General features: G+C 60.8%; 13 protein-coding genes. 8 read left to right on the top strand and 5 right to left on the bottom strand.

The window, feature by feature from the left end:
* Nucleotides 1–20 precede the first annotated feature (20 nt).
* Nucleotides 21–731, bottom strand: a complete 711-nt coding sequence (locus ACYVI2_RS28090) for a tellurite resistance TerB family protein (protein WP_415819219.1) — start codon at nucleotides 729–731, stop codon at nucleotides 21–23.
* A gap of 250 nt (nucleotides 732–981) precedes the next feature.
* Between ACYVI2_RS28090 and ACYVI2_RS28085 the strand changes: the two genes are divergently transcribed.
* On the top strand, nucleotides 982–1,380 hold the full coding sequence (locus ACYVI2_RS28085; protein ID WP_415819220.1) for an OsmC family protein: 399 nt from the start codon (nucleotides 982–984) through the stop codon (nucleotides 1,378–1,380).
* Here ACYVI2_RS28085 and ACYVI2_RS28080 read toward each other — a convergent pair.
* The gene (locus ACYVI2_RS28080; protein WP_415819221.1) at nucleotides 1,355–2,341 is read right to left on the bottom strand and encodes a LysR substrate-binding domain-containing protein; all 987 of its coding nucleotides are present in this window, start codon (nucleotides 2,339–2,341) and stop codon (nucleotides 1,355–1,357) included. The genes ACYVI2_RS28085 and ACYVI2_RS28080 overlap by 26 nt on opposite strands.
* Before the next feature lie 129 nt (nucleotides 2,342–2,470).
* Here ACYVI2_RS28080 and ACYVI2_RS28075 point away from each other — a divergent pair, with 129 nt between their 5' ends.
* From ACYVI2_RS28075 to ACYVI2_RS28065, 3 genes are all read left to right on the top strand, one after another.
* Nucleotides 2,471–4,207: an IlvD/Edd family dehydratase gene (locus ACYVI2_RS28075; RefSeq protein ID WP_415819222.1), complete on the top strand. Its 1,737-nt coding sequence runs from the start codon at nucleotides 2,471–2,473 to the stop codon at nucleotides 4,205–4,207.
* A gap of 99 nt (nucleotides 4,208–4,306) precedes the next feature.
* Entirely contained in the window at nucleotides 4,307–5,629 is a 1,323-nt protein-coding gene (locus tag ACYVI2_RS28070) for an MFS transporter (protein WP_415819223.1), read from the top strand.
* A gap of 29 nt (nucleotides 5,630–5,658) precedes the next feature.
* The gene (locus tag ACYVI2_RS28065; protein ID WP_415819224.1) at nucleotides 5,659–6,585 is read left to right on the top strand and encodes a dihydrodipicolinate synthase family protein; all 927 of its coding nucleotides are present in this window, start codon (nucleotides 5,659–5,661) and stop codon (nucleotides 6,583–6,585) included.
* Between the two features lie 109 nt (nucleotides 6,586–6,694).
* Here ACYVI2_RS28065 and fabI read toward each other — a convergent pair whose 3' ends face one another.
* Genes fabI through gloB form a run of 3 tightly spaced genes read right to left on the bottom strand, consistent with a single transcriptional unit; the run spans nucleotide 6,695 to nucleotide 9,737 of the window.
* A complete protein-coding gene (gene fabI / locus ACYVI2_RS28060) occupies nucleotides 6,695–7,477 on the bottom strand; it encodes an enoyl-ACP reductase FabI (RefSeq protein ID WP_415819225.1) in 783 nt (260 codons plus the stop codon).
* Between the two features lie 54 nt (nucleotides 7,478–7,531).
* Nucleotides 7,532–8,914 (bottom strand): lytic transglycosylase domain-containing protein, encoded by a 1,383-nt coding sequence (locus tag ACYVI2_RS28055; protein ID WP_460490384.1) that lies wholly within the window; start codon nucleotides 8,912–8,914, stop codon nucleotides 7,532–7,534.
* A 10-nt stretch (nucleotides 8,915–8,924) separates the two neighbouring features.
* On the bottom strand, nucleotides 8,925–9,737 hold the full coding sequence (gloB, locus tag ACYVI2_RS28050; RefSeq protein WP_415819290.1) for a hydroxyacylglutathione hydrolase: 813 nt from the start codon (nucleotides 9,735–9,737) through the stop codon (nucleotides 8,925–8,927).
* 20 nt (nucleotides 9,738–9,757) lie between these two features.
* On the opposite strand from gloB, the gene ACYVI2_RS28045 reads away from it, so the two are divergent.
* The 4 genes from ACYVI2_RS28045 (at nucleotide 9,758) to ACYVI2_RS28030 (ending at nucleotide 15,463) form a co-directional block, all read left to right on the top strand.
* On the top strand, nucleotides 9,758–10,534 hold the full coding sequence (locus tag ACYVI2_RS28045; RefSeq protein ID WP_415819228.1) for a class I SAM-dependent methyltransferase: 777 nt from the start codon (nucleotides 9,758–9,760) through the stop codon (nucleotides 10,532–10,534).
* Between the two features lie 42 nt (nucleotides 10,535–10,576).
* Nucleotides 10,577–11,038, top strand: coding sequence for a ribonuclease HI (gene rnhA / locus ACYVI2_RS28040; RefSeq protein WP_415819229.1), 462 nt, complete (start codon nucleotides 10,577–10,579; stop codon nucleotides 11,036–11,038).
* A 181-nt stretch (nucleotides 11,039–11,219) separates the two neighbouring features.
* The gene (locus ACYVI2_RS28035; protein ID WP_415819230.1) at nucleotides 11,220–12,368 is read left to right on the top strand and encodes an efflux RND transporter periplasmic adaptor subunit; all 1,149 of its coding nucleotides are present in this window, start codon (nucleotides 11,220–11,222) and stop codon (nucleotides 12,366–12,368) included.
* On the top strand, nucleotides 12,365–15,463 hold the full coding sequence (locus ACYVI2_RS28030) for an efflux RND transporter permease subunit (RefSeq protein ID WP_415819231.1): 3,099 nt from the start codon (nucleotides 12,365–12,367) through the stop codon (nucleotides 15,461–15,463). The genes ACYVI2_RS28035 and ACYVI2_RS28030 overlap by 4 nt, the downstream gene beginning before the upstream one ends.
* Nucleotide 15,464 lies beyond the last annotated feature (1 nt).

Below are 15,464 nucleotides of genomic sequence, written 5' to 3'. Positions count from 1 at the left end.
CCGTCTGGCAGGCCCAGCAATTACGCCGGTGTTTTCACTTGGCTTTCCAGGTGCGCCTTCAAATCAGGCGCCAGCTTGAGTTGGCGTGCCAGTTCGTCCAGATAGGCGCGTTCCATGTAGCTTTCCTCGTCGACCATGATGAGGCTGGCCAGGTACATTTCCGCGCCCATTTCGGGACTTTGCGCTGCAGCGGCGATGGCGCTGGGGTCGAGCGGGCGGGCCAGTTCGGCCTCTAGCCAGCGGCGATCGGCTGCGTCTGTGGACAGTTTGCCGAGCTCCGTCTCCAGTAGTTGGCGTTCTTCGGGGCCGATGTGGCCGTCGGCCTTGGCTGCGCCGATCATGGCGGTCAGCACGGCTGAACTGTGCTGCTCGAGCTGGCTCGCGGGCAGGCTCTGGAAGGCCTCTGCCGTCAGCGCGGGCGTCGGTGCCGCAGCCGGCGCGGACGCGGGTTGCTGGGTCTGTTTTTTCTGCCAGTCGCCGTATGCGCGATAAGCCAGCGCGCCCAGAGCAGCCATGCCGCCGTACATGGCGACTTTGCCGCCTACCTTGCGGGCCTTTTTGCTGCCCAGCAGCAGGCCCAACGCGCCAGCGCCCAAGGCGCCGCCGCCCAGGCCGGTCAAAAAGGACGACGTGTTGCCGCCAGCGGTGGCGGATTGCACACGCGTACTGGCGTCACGGGCCAGGCCTTGGCCGGATTGCAGAAGTTGTTCTAGTAGCTGGCGGGCGCTCATGAAAGAGGGGCTCCTGTCGAGAATGCGGAACGATATCTGACTGCCTGGGGGACAGGAAGTTCAGTTTTCTGTCAGGAAGCAAGGTTACGCGGTATCGCTGGGGGAACGCCGTCGGAAAATGCTACAAATAGCAAGAAGGCCCGTCGCGTGACGTCCGTCAGTGCACGAATTCAACGCAACCTATCCGCGCAGCGTGCAGCTGCATCCCTTTTCTGCCCGGTATGAATACCGAGGCTTTTCGGAGCAAACAATGACTATCCGCGTCCGCCAGAATGCCCCTCGTACGATGGAATTTACCGCGACGGCCGAAGGCCACTCACTGCCCTTGGCGATGCCTCAGCCGCAAGGCGACGGGCCTGATCCGCATGATTATTTCGATACGGCTCTGGGGGGATGCAAGGCGCTGACGGTGCTGTGGTATGCCCAGCGCAAGGAAATGCCGCTGGAGTCTATCGATGTCGACGTCGTGCGCGATGCGTCGGAGGAGCGCAAAGGGGTGTATCGCCTGACAGCCAAGCTCACGCTGCACGGCGAACTCAGCGACGCCCAGATCGACGAGCTGCATTCCGTGGCGGAGAAATGTCCGGTGCACAAGTTGATGACGGCGGTGGATGTACAGGTGTCTACGTTGGTGGTGCGGCCGCAATAACAGGCGTAGCAGGCCGCAGCGGTTCTGTCCGGCCGGCAGCACGGGTGCGCAGTATTTCCAGCAAACGTGCTGTCGCGGGTGATAGCAGGCGGTCGTTACGGGTGATGAGACCGTAGTCGTCCATCTGGCAGGGCATCGGCAGCGGCAAGGTTGCGACCAGGCCGCATGCCGAGTAGTACCTGGCCACGTCGATAGGCAGGACAGCCAGCATGTCGCTGCGTTCAAGCAGGCTGGTGATGAACAGCAGCGCAGGGCTCTCCACGACGCTCGTAGGAGGCCTCAGGCTGGCGTGCTGGAACATCAATTCAAAACGGTGGCGCAGCACCGAGCCCATGGGCGGCACGATCCAGCTGGCGTCAGCGACCTGTTCCAGAGAGAGCTCAGGTTGTTGCAACAGGGGATGACCGGGGCGCGCGACCGCATTGACGGGCTCGAAATCCAAGGGTTCGAAATTCAGGGCCAGCTTGTCGTGTTCGGGCGATAGGCGGCCGATAACCAGATCCAGCCGTTCCTGGGCCAGGCGCTCCAGCAGCAGATTGCTGCTTTCGACTTCGACAGTGATGGTCAGCCGTGGCCATTGTTGTTTGATCTCGGCAACCGCCGCGGGCAGCAGACTCACCGCGGGTGAGGTGATGGCCCCGATGCGTACGTGGCCCGCTTGTCCGTCCTTGAGATTGGAGATTTCGTCGCGGGCCTGATCGAGGCTTTCAACCAATAGCCGCGCATGGCGGATCAGGGCCTGGCCATATTCTGTGGGCCGCACGCCGCGTGGCAGACGCTCGAACAAGGGGACATCCAGCATGTGTTCCATCTCGCGCAGCATCTTGGAGGCGGCGGGCTGGGTCATGGACAGTACCGCGGCCGCGCGATGAACGTTGCCTGTTTCCGCCAGTGCGACGAGCAGCAGCAGATGGCGCGTCTTCAGGCGCGAACGGATATACCACGGCCGGGTGTTGAGCATAGGGTTTTCGAGAATATGTAAATTGATATCGAAAGCGGCTGGATTTTCATTAGAACGATAACAAAAAAGTATCTACATTAGCGCTTTCTGCCGCAACGACGGCATCGCAATTCCCGGAAGAGACACAATATGACCGACAAATCCAAGCCCAAGCTGCGTTCTGCTGAATGGTTCGGAACCAACGATAAAAACGGCTTTATGTACCGAAGCTGGATGAAGAACCAAGGGCTGCCGGATCATGCGTTTGACGGACGTCCGGTCATCGGCATCTGTAATACCTGGTCCGAGCTGACTCCCTGTAATGCGCATTTCCGCAAGATCGCCGAGCACGTCAAGCGTGGCGTGTACGAGGCCGGTGGGTTCCCGGTCGAGTTTCCGGTGTTCTCTAACGGGGAATCCAATTTGCGCCCCACTGCGATGCTGACGCGCAATCTGGCGGCGATGGATGTGGAGGAAGCGATACGCGGCAACCCTATCGATGCGGTGGTGCTGCTGTGCGGCTGTGACAAGACGACGCCCGCGCTGCTGATGGGCGCAGCGAGCTGCGACGTGCCGGCCATGGTGGTGACGGGCGGTCCGATGCTCAACGGTAAGCTGGATGGCAAGAATATCGGCTCGGGCACGGCGGTGTGGCAACTGCACGAGTCGCTCAAGGCCGGCGAGATTGATCTGCATAAATTCCTGTCGGCCGAGGCAGGGATGTCGCGTTCCGCGGGCACCTGCAACACCATGGGCACGGCATCGACGATGGCGTGTATGGCGGAATCGCTGGGTGTGAGTTTGCCGCACAATGCAGCGATTCCTGCGGTGGATTCGCGTCGCTATGTGCTGGCGCATATGTCGGGCCGGCGCATTGTCGAGATGGCACTGGAAGGCCTGACGCTGTCGAAAATCCTCACGCGCGAAGCGTTTGAAAACGCGATTCGCACGAACGCGGCAATCGGCGGTTCGACCAATGCGGTCATCCATCTGAAGGCCATCGCGGGCCGTATGGGCGTGCCGTTGGAGCTGGAAGACTGGACGCACGTCGGGCAGGGCATGCCGACGATTGTCGACCTGATGCCCTCGGGACGTTTCCTGATGGAAGAGTTCTACTATGCCGGGGGCCTGCCTGCTGTGCTGCGCCGCATGGGTGAGGCCGGACTGTTGCCGCATCCGCAGGCGCTCACTGTCAATGGCCATACGATCTGGGACAACGTCAAAGAGGCGCCTATCTATGATGACGAGGTGATTCGTCCGCTGGATAACCCGCTGATCGGCGATGGCAGCATTCGTATTCTGCGCGGCAATCTATCGCCTCGTGGCGCGGTGCTCAAGCCCTCGGCGGCGACGCCCGAGTTGCTCAAGCATCGCGGCCGCGCCGTGGTGTTCGAAAATCTGGAGCACTACAAAGAGCGCATCGTCGACGAGGATCTGGACGTCGATGCCGACTCGGTGCTGGTCATGAAAAACTGCGGCCCGCGCGGTTATCCGGGCATGGCCGAGGTGGGCAATATGGGGCTGCCACCCAAGCTGCTGCGCCAGGGCATCAAGGACATGGTGCGTATTTCCGATGCACGTATGAGCGGCACGGCATATGGCACGGTCGTGCTGCACGTGGCACCCGAGGCAGCCGCGGGCGGGCCGCTCGCCATCGTGCAAGACGGCGACTGGATCGAGCTCGATAGCGACGCTGGCCGCTTGCATCTCGATATTCCCGAAGACGAGTACCAGCGCCGCATGGCGGCAGTGCAGAAGAATGCTGCACCCGCCGACGGTGGCTATCGACGCCTCTACGTCGATCACGTGCTGCAGGCCGACGAAGGTTGCGATCTGGACTTTCTCGTCGGTTGCCGAGGATCGGCGGTGCCACGCCATTCGCATTGATCACAAGACCAGGATGACGATGCGTGCCGAGCCCTTTGTTGCAGGGCTCGCGCAGCGCTGAGTCGTCATGCTGCACAGAAATTAAAACGGAGACTATTAATGACGACTGTCGCATCCAGCGGCCAGGTGGCCGCGCCCGCAACCGCCGAGCAAGGAGAAGAGTCACGCATCGTCGGCATGCTCGTGCGCAAACTGCTGCCTTTTTTGGCGTTGATCTATATCGTGGCGTATATCGATCGCGCTGTGGTGGGTTTTGCCAAGCTGCATATGAATGCCGACATCGGCATTAGCGAAACCGCCTATGGCATTGGCGCGGGATTGTTTTTCATCGGTTATTTCTTGTTTGAAGTGCCCAGCAATCTGGCGCTGGAGCGTTTTGGCGCGCGCCGGTGGTTTGCCCGCATTTTGTTTACGTGGGGCGTGATTACGATGGCCATGGCGTTGATCCACAACGCCACGACGTTTTATATCGCGCGATTTTTATTGGGTGCGGCTGAAGCGGGGTTGTACCCCGGCATTCTGTATTTCCTGACCAAATGGTTTCCGCTGCGCCATCGGGCGCGCATCATTGGACTGCTGGTGCTGGCTCAGCCGATTGCCTTGATCGTGACCGGGCCGATGGCGGGCTTGTTGTTGGACGGCAGTGGGTGGTTTGGGCTTTCGCCTTGGCAGACGCTGTTTGTGGTGAGCGGCCTGCCGGCAGTATTGCTGTGTTTGCCGACCTTGCGCATTTTGCCGGAGTCGCCTGCGACGGCGAAGTGGTTGAACGCGGATGACCGCGCATGGATCGAACGCGAGCTGGCAGCCGATGCCTCTACGCATGCGTTGAAATCGCATGGCAATCCGCTCAAGGCGTTGGCTGACAGACGCGTGCTGATGCTGGCATTGTTGTTCCTGCCGTTTCCGCTGGCGATTTACGGTCTGTCGATGTGGTTGCCGACCATCATTAAACAGTTCGGTGTGACCGACTCGATGACGGGGTTCCTGTCGGCGGTGCCTTATTTGTTCGCTGTGGTGGGCCTGCTCATTGTGCCTCGGCATTCGGACAAGCACGGCGAGCGCTATTGGCATATCGCTATCGTGTCGGGGGCTGCGGCGATTACCCTGGCCGCCAGCGCCTGGTTTACGTCGCCGGCGCTGCAATTTTTCTTTATTTGCCTGACCGCATTTTCCATTTACTCTATCCAGGCCGTGGTCTGGGCGCTGCCGGGGCAGTTTCTCACCGGAGGCAGTGCCGCGGTGGGTATTGCAATGATCAATTCGCTGGCGAACCTGGGCGGATATATTGGGCCGTTCGGTGTCGGCTACATCAAGGACGCCACCGGCAGTACCTCGGGCGGTCTGTATTTTCTGGCCATCATGCTGGTGTTTGCAGTGGTGATGACCTTTGTCGTGCGTGCTGCGCTGGACGGCAAGCGCTGATTTGATTGATTTGATACGGAACACATAACATGCCTCATCCCTCGACGCCTTATCGTGGCATTTTCCCGGTCGTGCCGACCACGTTTCATGAGGACGGTACACTGGATCTGGCCAGCCAGAAGCGCGCCATCGACTTTATGATCGATGCCGGCGTGGACGGCCTGGCGATTCTGGCCAATTTTTCCGAACAGTTTTCGCTGGCAGATGATGAGCGCGAGCTACTGACGCGTACAGCGTTGGAGCACGTGGCGGGGCGTGTCCCCGTGATCGTGACGACCTCGCACTATGCCAGCCAAGTCTGCGCCGAACGCAGCCGCCGTGCGCAGGATATGGGGGCGGCGATGGTCATGGTAATGCCGCCGTACCACGGTGCAACCTTTCGGGTGCCCGAGGCCGGGATAGCGGAGTTTTATGCCCGGGTGTCAGATGCCATCGACATTCCCATCATGGTGCAGGACGCGCCTGCCAGCGGTACGGTGCTGTCCGCCGCGTTCTTGGCGAAATTGGCGCGTGAAGTCGAACACGTTTCGTATTTCAAGATCGAAACCGCGGGTGCGGCTGCCAAGCTGCGCGAGTTGATCCGCTTGGGCGGCGATGCGATCGAAGGTCCCTGGGATGGCGAAGAGGCCATTACGTTGCTGGCCGACTTGCACGCTGGCGCGACCGGCTCGATGACGGGTGGCGGCTTTCCCGATGGAATTCGTCCCATTATCGAGGCGTTTCGCACTGGGGACGCCGATGCGGCCTTTACGCTGTATCAGCGTTGGCTGCCGCTGATCAATCACGAAAACCGGCAGGCCGGCATGCTGGCAGCCAAGGCATTGATGAAGGAGGGCGGTGTGATCGCCTGCGACGCACCCCGTCATCCCCTGCCGCCGATGCACCCGGAAACACGCCGCGAACTGCTCGATATCGCACGCCGGCTTGACCCGCTGGTTTTGCGTTGGGGGCATTGAGGCTTACTGTTGCCGACTGCTCGCAAAAATGCCCCGCAAAACCGGGGCATTTTTTAGGCCATTGTTGCAGAGAGCGGCAGTGGATCCTGGTGGGTGTTAATCCGCCGGCTTATTCCATGCCCGGTGTGACCGTCGAGAAACCGGCATCGACATGGGTGATTTCGCCCGTCACGCCTGCGGCCAGGTCCGACAGCAGGAAGGCGGCGACGTTGCCGACCTCTTCGATGGTGACGTTGCGGCGCAGGGGAGCATGCGCCTCGACGAATTTCAGGATCGAGGAGAAGTCCTTGATCCCGCTGGCGGCGAGGGTCTTGATGGGGCCGGCCGAGATGCCGTTGGAACGGATGCCGCGCGGGCCGAGCGCCGTCGCCAGGTAGCGGACGCTGGCTTCGAGCGAGGCCTTGGCCAGGCCCATCGTGTTGTAGTTGGGAACAACACGTTCGGCGCCGAGATAGGTCAAGGTCAATACAGATGCCTTGCGGCCCTCCATGAGGGGCAGGGCGGCCTTGGCCAGGGCGGGGAAACTGTAGGCCGAGATATCGTGGGCGATGCGAAAGCCCTCACGTGAGAGGCCATCCAGAAAATCGCCTGCGATGGCTTCGCGCGGCGCAAAGCCGATCGAATGCACCAGGCCGTCCAGGCCATCCCAGCGTTTGCCTAATTCAGTGAACGTCTCCTCGATCTGGCTGTCTTCGGCCACATCGCAGGGCAGCACGATATCGCTGCCGAATTGGGCGGCGAATTCGCTGACGCGGTCTTTGAAACGGTCGCCCACATAGGTGAAAGCCAGTTCAGCGCCTTGTTGGTGGCAGGCTTGTGCAATGCCGTAGGCGATGGAACGGTTGGAAAGCACCCCGGTGACCAGAATGCGTTTGCCGGCGAGAAAGCCCATGTGTCGTGTCCTATGAATTCCGTGCGGAAAGGCAGCTATTTTAAAGCGTAACGATCAGCCTCGCGTGCCGGTGCCCGGTACGCGCAGTTGTGCGCCGACTTTCAGGTTGCTGCCCTTCATGTTGTTGAGCGCGCGCAGGGCGTCGACCGAGGTGCCATAGCGCCGGGCGACGCTGCTCAGGGTGTCGCCCGAGCGTACCTTGTGCGTGCGGACATTGGGGCGAATTGCCGTAGTGCGCCGTGCCGAACGTGAGGCCGGCGGGACAGCTACGCCGGCCGGGGTTTCGAGAGAGGCCAGTTGGACGCCGCCGGGCTCGCTGGCTGGGATCAACAGGCTGGCGCCGCTGGCAGATTTGGTGCGGCGGGATACGCCGTTGGCGCTGCGCAGCGCCACTTCGGTGACGCCAAAACGCTTGGCGATCGAGGCATAGGATTCGCCGCGGCGGGGTTGGTAGACCTTCCAGGAGGTCAGGTCGCCCTTATAAGCCTGTAAATTGGCATTGAACGTTTCCACTCGATCTGTCGGCAACAGCAGCGTGGGCTGGTGTTCGCCGCGGATAACCGGACGGTTGAACGAGGGATTCAGGGCTTTGAATTCCTCGAGTGGCATTTCTGCGAGCCGGGCCGCGACTTCGAGGTCGATGTCGCGGTTTTTGCGCACCATGGCGAAATAGGGCGTATTGTCGACGGGCGGCAGAACGACGGCGTATTTACGCGGGTTGGCGATAATGTTCTTGATGGCCTGCAGCTTGGGCACGTAGTTGCGCGTTTCCTCGGGCATGTTCAGCGACAAATAGTCCGAGGGCTGGTTGGCGGCTTCGTTTCTGGCCATTGCGCGCTGTACCGAGCCTTCGCCCCAGTTGTATGACGCCAGGGCCAGATACCAGTCACCCTGCATTTCGAACAGCTTTTCCAGATAGTCCAGTGCGGCGTAGGTCGAGGCGATGGGGTCACGCCGTTCGTCGCGCCACCAGTCTTGCTTCAGATTGAAATACTGGCCCGTCGCCGGAACAAATTGCCAGAGGCCGGAAGCCTGCGAGCGCGATAGCGCAGTCGGGTTGTAGGCGCTTTCGACAAAAGGCAGCAAGGCAAGCTCGGTGGGCAAGCCGCGGCGGTTGACTTCTTCAACGATGAAGTACAGATATTTGCCGGCCCGCTCGGCCATGCGCTGAACCGATTCGGGGTGGGCCGCATAGTAGTCGGTCCATTCCTGCGCCAGCTCGGTGTTCAGATTGGGGATGGCGAAACCGCGGCGGATGCGGTCCCAGGCATCAACGGGGGGATTGGTCAGATCGACAGTACGCGAAGTGTCTGCTGCGACATACTGCTGCTTGTTGTTGTTGGTGGTGGGTGCCGCAGTGGCCGAATGGCGCGGCGTTCCGGCACAACCGGCAAGGATGGCGAGAACAACAGGTAGCAGAAGTCTAAACAGGGTCATCGGGTCATTGTCACTTGAAATCGTTTTTCCATTCACGCAAAGCCGCAAACGTGGCCACAGGTGTGTCCAGCGCTTGTCCGGATTGCTGGCGGGCAGCCTGAATGATAGCGGCTTGGCTGGTGCGCAAGAACGGATTTGTGTCCAATTCTAGTGCCATGGTGGTCGGCACGGTGGGACAGTCGTGTTCGCGTAATTGCTGGGCCCGCTGATACCACTGTTGCAGGGTATGGTTGGCAGGTTCAACTGCCATGGCCCAGCGCAAGTTGGATAGAGTGTACTCGTGCGCACAGCAAACCTGTGTATCGGCGGGTAAGGATATGAATTTTGCCAGAGAGGCGTGCATTTGTGCGGGCGAACCCTCAAATAACCGGCCACAGCCACCCGCAAACAGGGTATCGCCGCAAAATAATACGGGTTTTTCCTGGTCTTGTACCCTGCCAAAGTAAGCAATGTGTCCAGCTGTATGCCCGGGAACGTCCAGGACCGATAGCGTCAGGCCCACCTCGGGCAGGGTGACTTGGTCGCCTTCAACGAGCCGGACATCGCAGTGCGGCAGGCGCTCGTTTGCGGGGCCGTAGACGGTGGCCGGGGCATGGCGTAGCAATTCCAGCACTCCCCCCACATGGTCGCCGTGGTGATGGGTGAGTAGAATGGCGCGCAGTTGCAGCCCGCGCTGCGCGATCAGGTCCAGCACCGGTCCGGCCTCGCCTGGGTCCACCACGACGGCATTGTTGCCGCGCACGATGGCCCAGATATAGTTGTCGGAAAAGGCGGGCAGCGGCAGGATAGTGCCGTCGCCATTCGTGACAGGCAGGGTTTGCATCATTTTTCAGGGACGTCGACGTGACCGAGGAAACTCCGCCGATTGTAGAACTAGCTGAGTGGTTTCAGACACCGCCAGGACAGTATGTCCTGGCCTGGGAGCGCTCGCAGTTCGACGCCATCGTGGCGGATGTGTTCGGATATTACGCTTGGCAAGTCGGTTTTGCAGAGTTTAATTTGCTGCAGGCCAATCGGATGCCCTTCAAGGGCTGGGTCGGGGCGCAGATGCCCAGTCCCGAGCAGGCGGCCCTGTGGCAGGGATGTGTGGTGGCGCGGCCAGACGCGTTGCCGTTCGAATCGCAAAGCGTGGACTTGCTGGTATTGCCGCATGCATTCGAGTGCACAGACTCACCCCACGACGTGCTGCGCGAGGCCGAGCGTGTACTGGTGCCGGAAGGGCGCCTGGTCATCTCGGGTTTCAATCCCTGGAGCCTCTGGGGCGCACGCAATTGGACGCCTGGGATGGAGCCATGGCTGCCGCTGCCGCCTTCGGCTCAGGTATCCTTGCCGCGCTTGAAGGATTGGCTGAAGCTCTTGTCGTTCGATGTCGGGCCCGGCCGTTTCGGCTGCTATGCCCCGGCGTGCCGGACTGAAAAATGGCTGCAGCGATGGCAATTCATGGAAACCTATGGGCAGCGCTGGTGGGCGTTGGGCGGTGCAGTCTATGTTGTCTCCGCCGTCAAGCGGGTGGCAGGTATGCGATTGGTCGGTCCTGCCTGGAAATCCGCCAAGCGCCGCCGGCGCACCCGCGCCGCGCCGGTCGTCGTCAATCGCGAGGCGGGGCCGGGCAAAACGTGATGAGGCGTCAAGGGCGTCTCATCTGATTTAACAGTAGGAACAATGCAAACAAACAACGATAGTGGTCCGCAGGTTGAAATGTGGACGGATGGGGCATGCAAAGGCAATCCCGGGCCCGGCGGCTGGGGAGTGTTGATGCGTGCCGGCGACCACGAGAAAACGCTGTATGGTGGTCAGGCCGGCACGACCAACAACCGCATGGAGTTGCTGGCCGTGATCGAGGGTCTGCGAACGCTCAAGCGGCCGTGCAAGGTACGGATTCACACCGACTCGCAATATGTCATGAAGGGCATGACCGAGTGGCTGGTCAACTGGAAACGCCGCGGGTGGATGACTGCGGATAAAAAGCCCGTGAAAAACGTAGAACTCTGGCAGGCGCTGGATGAACAGGTCTCGCGCCATCAGGTGGACTGGCGCTGGGTGCGTGGTCATGCCGGGGATCCGGGCAATGAGCGTGCCGATGCCCTGGCAAACCAGGGCGTGGAGAGCGTGCGGAAGGGGTGACTTTTACGGCGGCTTTCATGCGGGAATACCCTGGAAATGGTCTGCAGATCGCTCTCGCCGGCCAACTTTGTGCCAGTATGTAAACCGCTGGTGCTACAGTGCCAGGTCCATAGCTTGTTTCCACCCCGTCGGGCCAGCAACGCGCGCGGCCCGGCATGTTTACGCACCGCGATCATTGCGCATGAAAAAAGCTGTACTGCTGACCGCCATCGCGGTCGGGCTCGCCGCGGGCGCGGCCTTGGGGTTTTGGGTCCCGCGCTGGTTGGCGACCCCTACGGGGCCTGTGGCAGACGCCTCTCCAACGGCGGCATCTGCCACACCGAAAACCAAGCCCATGGATACGGTGCGTATCGAGGTGGCTCACGTCCAGCAGCTGAAATTCACGCGCGGTATTTCCGCAGTCGGCAGTCTGCGCTCCGATGAGTCGGTCGTGTTGCGTCCCGAGGTTGCGGGCCGTATTAAGACTATCGATTTCAAAGAAGGCCAGCCGGTAGAGCGTGGACAGGTACTGATCCGGCTGGACGATTCGGTGTCCCGGGCCGAATTCGATCAGGCTCGCGCTAATTTGGCGTTGGCGCAAACGCATTATCGCCGTGCCGTCGAGTTGCAGGGGCGGGGCTTTGTCAGCCAGCAGGCACGGGACGAGGCCGGCAGCAACCTGAAAGTGCAACAGGCGGCCACGGCATTGGCACAGGCGCGGCTCGACAAGATGACCATACGAGCGCCTTTTGCCGGCATGGTGGGCTTGCGCAGTGTGTCGGTTGGGGATTATGTCGATCAGGGGCAGGATCTCGCTCCGTTGGAGGCGATTGATCCTCTGAAGGTCGATTTCCGTGTGCCCGAGATGTATTTCAACAAAATCCAGGTGGGTCAGTCGCTGACCATCCGCCTCGATGCGCTGCCTGGCTCAGAGCGCCAGGGGCAGGTATATGCGGTGAGTCCGCTGGTGGATGCGGGCGGCCGTTCTATCCTGTTACGTGCCACGATCCCCAACCCGGATTCGCGGTTGCGGCCGGGTATGTTTGCCCGCGTGCAACTGCTGTTTGGGGCCGACGATGTGCTGGCGGTGCCGGAAGCGGCGCTCGCGCCCTCGGGCCAGGCACAGTATGTTTTCACGGTGCGAGAGGGGCACGCCCGCCGCACCGAGGTCACTCTGGGCGAGCGCCGGGATGGTCAGGTCGAGATCCTGACGGGCGTTGCGGCGGGGGATCAGGTCGTGGTCGCCGGCTTTCAGCGGCTGACTGATGGGGCGCCGGTCGAGGTGGCCCCGGTGGCCGCCACGAGGCCGGCGCAGAGCAAGGCGCAGGGACAACAGGCGAGTCGATCATGATTCTGTCCGAGGTCTGCATCAAGCGGCCGGTATTTGCATCGGTCTTGTCGTTGATCATTGTCTTGATCGGACTGATCTCGTATTCGCGCTTGACGGTCCGCGAATATCCCAACATCGACGAGCCCATTGTCTCGGTCAGCACGACCTACAAAGGCGCCTCGCCTGAGGTGATTGAATCGCAGGTCACCAAACCCCTCGAAGACCAGTTGGCCGGTATCGAAGGGGTGAACGTGATGACCTCACGCAGCCGGTCCGAACGCAGCTATATCAACATCAAATTCAATCTGTCACGGGATCCCGATGCCGCCGCCGCCGAGGTGCGCGACAAAGTATCCCGCGCGCGCCGTTACCTGCCGGACGAGATCGACGAGCCCATCATCGGCAAGGTCGAGGCCGATGCCACACCGGTCATCTATATCGCGGTGGAGTCCGGCTCGCTATCCGTGATCCAGACATCGGACTACATCAACCGCTATATCAAGACACGCCTGTCCGTGCTGCCCGGGGCTGCGGAAGTGCGCGTGTACGGCGAACGCCTGCCGTCGATGCGGATATACGTCGATCGGGCGAAGCTGGCGGCCTATCAATTAACGGTTCAGGATGTCGAGAACGCACTGTCCAGCCAGAATGTGGAGATTCCCGCCGGCCGCATCGAGTCGCGTGATCGCGAGTTCACGGTCGTGTCGTCAACGGATCTGCAGACGCCTGCACAGTTCGCGGATATTGTGGTCGCCAACGTCAAAGGCTATCCCGTACGGATGCGCGATGTGGCCAGGGTCGAGGTCGGCGCCGCAGATGATCGCGTGTTGTCACGCTTTAACGGCAAGAACGCAATCAACATCGGCCTGACCAAGCAGTCCACGGCGAATCCCCTGGATCTGTCCAAGGCGGTGCGTGATGAGGTGGCGCTATTGAATGAGACCTTGCCCGATGGGATGAGGTTGAATATCGCCTACGATACGTCCACGTTCATCGAGCGTTCCATCGGCTCGGTGTACCACACCATCCTCGAAGCCATTGTGCTGGTGGTGCTGGTCATTTTCTTTTTCCTGCGGAATTTGCGGGCCAGCATCATCCCGATCGTGACGATTCCGGTGTCGTTGATTGGTGCTTGCGGCCTGATGTACATGTTTGGCTTTTCGATCAACACCCTGACGTTGTTGGCCATGGTGCTGGCAATCGGTCTGGTGGTCGATGACGCCATCGTGGTGCTCGAAAATATTTTCCGCCATATCGAAAACGGCATGCCACGCCGCGAGGCGGCATTGCAGGGATCGAAAGAAATCGGTTTTGCCGTGGTGGCGATGACGCTGACCTTGGTCACGGTGTACGCACCGCTGGCATTCGCAACAGGGCGTACCGGCAAACTGTTCATCGAGTTCGCGTTGACGTTGGCCGGCGCGGTACTGGTGTCGGGTTTTGTCGCGCTGACGCTGACACCCATGATGTGCTCAGTCTTGTTGCGCCATCAATCCAGCCATAGCCGCTGGTACAACCTGATCGAGGGTTGGCTCAATGGTTTGGCGAACGGCTATCGCCGGGCTTTGCTGTGGGCCTTGCATCAACGGGCGCTCATTGTGATCATCGGCCTGCTCGTGGCGGCAGGCAGCGGCGTCTTGTTCTCAGTGGTTAAAAGCGAGTTGGCGCCCGTGGAAGACCGCGGCGCGATTTACGGCAGAGTGACCTCCCCCGAGGGCGCTACGCTGGGCTACATGCTCGAGAGCGTGCAGCAGATCGAACAGTTCTACGCCCAGATTCCGGAAACCGAGGCCTATCAGTCGTCGATCGGTTTCCCTACCGTCACTGACGGTACGGCGATTTTGCGCTTGGCGCCCTGGGAGCAGCGCGATCGCAAACAACAGGAGATCGCGCGCGAGTTGCAGTCCAAGTTCGCCTCGCTGCCCGGGGTCAAGGCCTTTCCGACGAATCCGCCCTCATTAGGGCAATCCTCGCGCTCCAAGCCGGTCGAGTTCATCATCATGAGCCAGTCCTCGTATGCCGAGCTGGACAAGCTGGTGGACGTGTATATGAACGCGCTGCGTGAGTATCCGGGCTTGATCAACCTGGATACGGATCTGCGTTTGAATACCCCCGAACTGCGTGTACAGGTGGATCGCGACAAAATGGCCGATGTGGGCGCGGGGGTTGACGTCGTGGGCCGTACGCTGGAGTCGATGCTGGGCGGGCGGCAAGTGACACGCTACAAAGACGACGGCGAACAGTACGATGTGATCGTGCAAGTCTTGCCGCAAGATCGCAGCAACACGACGGATATCTCGGGTATTTATGTCCGTACGCGCGACGGCAGCATGGTGCAACTGGACAATCTGCTGTCGGTGCATGAGAGCGTCTCGCCTCAATCGCTCAACCACTTCAATCGCCTGCGTGCAGTGAAGATCGAGGCCGAGGTGGCGCCTGGCTATGCGCTGGGCGAAGTCCTCTCCCACATGCAGGAGGTGGCGCGCCAAGTGCTGCCCCATACCTTGCAGACCGATCTGGACGGCCAGTCACGCGAGTTCCGCGATTCGTCGGGCAGTATCTATCTGGTGTTCGCCATGGCGCTGGCGTTCATCTATCTGGTGATGGCTGCGCAATTTGAGAGCTGGCGCAATCCGTTCATCATCATGTTGTCGGTGCCCTTGTCCATGACGGGGGCGTTGCTGGCGCTCTGGCTGAGCGGCGGCACCTTGTCCATCTATAGCCAGATTGGTTTGATCACACTGGTCGGTTTGATTACCAAACACGGCATCCTGATCGTCGAGTTCGCCAATCAATTGCGTGACGAGGGGCATGAGCTGTTCGAGGCTGTCATCGAGGCCAGTGTGCTGCGACTGCGTCCGATTTTGATGACCACGGGGGCGATGGTGTTGGGCACGTTGCCGCTGGCGGTGTCGACCGGGGCAGGCGCGGAGTCCCGGCAGCAGATTGGATGGGTGCTCGTCGGCGGACTGATGCTCGGGACATTTCTGACCTTGTTCGTGGTGCCTGTGGCGTATACCTTGATCGCAAAGGCCCGGCTGCGTCGCGACGCCGGCGGCGACGACAAGGCGCACGCCGCCGCCAGCACCAAGGCTGCGGCTTCGGGCGAGCATTAAC

The sequence above is a fragment of the Bordetella tumbae genome (assembly GCF_054780995.1).
The sequence above is the reverse complement of the archived record's forward strand: the minus strand, read 5'-3'. Positions and strand labels throughout refer to the sequence as shown.

Excerpts from the sequence above, each read along its gene's own strand:
- ACYVI2_RS28055 (WP_460490384.1), bottom strand. The coding sequence starts at position 8,914 with ATGACCCTGTTTAGACTTCTGCTACCTGTTGTTCTCGCCATCCTTGCC.
- ACYVI2_RS28090 (WP_415819219.1), bottom strand. The coding sequence starts at position 731 with ATGAGCGCCCGCCAGCTACTAGAACAACTTCTGCAATCCGGCCAAGGC.
- fabI (WP_415819225.1), bottom strand. The coding sequence starts at position 7,477 with ATGGGCTTTCTCGCCGGCAAACGCATTCTGGTCACCGGGGTGCTTTCC.
- ACYVI2_RS28070 (WP_415819223.1), top strand. The coding sequence starts at position 4,307 with ATGACGACTGTCGCATCCAGCGGCCAGGTGGCCGCGCCCGCAACCGCC.
- rnhA (WP_415819229.1), top strand. The coding sequence starts at position 10,577 with ATGCAAACAAACAACGATAGTGGTCCGCAGGTTGAAATGTGGACGGAT.
- ACYVI2_RS28080 (WP_415819221.1), bottom strand. The coding sequence starts at position 2,341 with ATGCTCAACACCCGGCCGTGGTATATCCGTTCGCGCCTGAAGACGCGC.
- gloB (WP_415819290.1), bottom strand. The coding sequence starts at position 9,737 with ATGCAAACCCTGCCTGTCACGAATGGCGACGGCACTATCCTGCCGCTG.
- ACYVI2_RS28035 (WP_415819230.1), top strand. The coding sequence starts at position 11,220 with ATGAAAAAAGCTGTACTGCTGACCGCCATCGCGGTCGGGCTCGCCGCG.
- ACYVI2_RS28065 (WP_415819224.1), top strand. The coding sequence starts at position 5,659 with ATGCCTCATCCCTCGACGCCTTATCGTGGCATTTTCCCGGTCGTGCCG.
- ACYVI2_RS28075 (WP_415819222.1), top strand. The coding sequence starts at position 2,471 with ATGACCGACAAATCCAAGCCCAAGCTGCGTTCTGCTGAATGGTTCGGA.
- ACYVI2_RS28085 (WP_415819220.1), top strand. The coding sequence starts at position 982 with ATGACTATCCGCGTCCGCCAGAATGCCCCTCGTACGATGGAATTTACC.
- ACYVI2_RS28030 (WP_415819231.1), top strand. The coding sequence starts at position 12,365 with ATGATTCTGTCCGAGGTCTGCATCAAGCGGCCGGTATTTGCATCGGTC.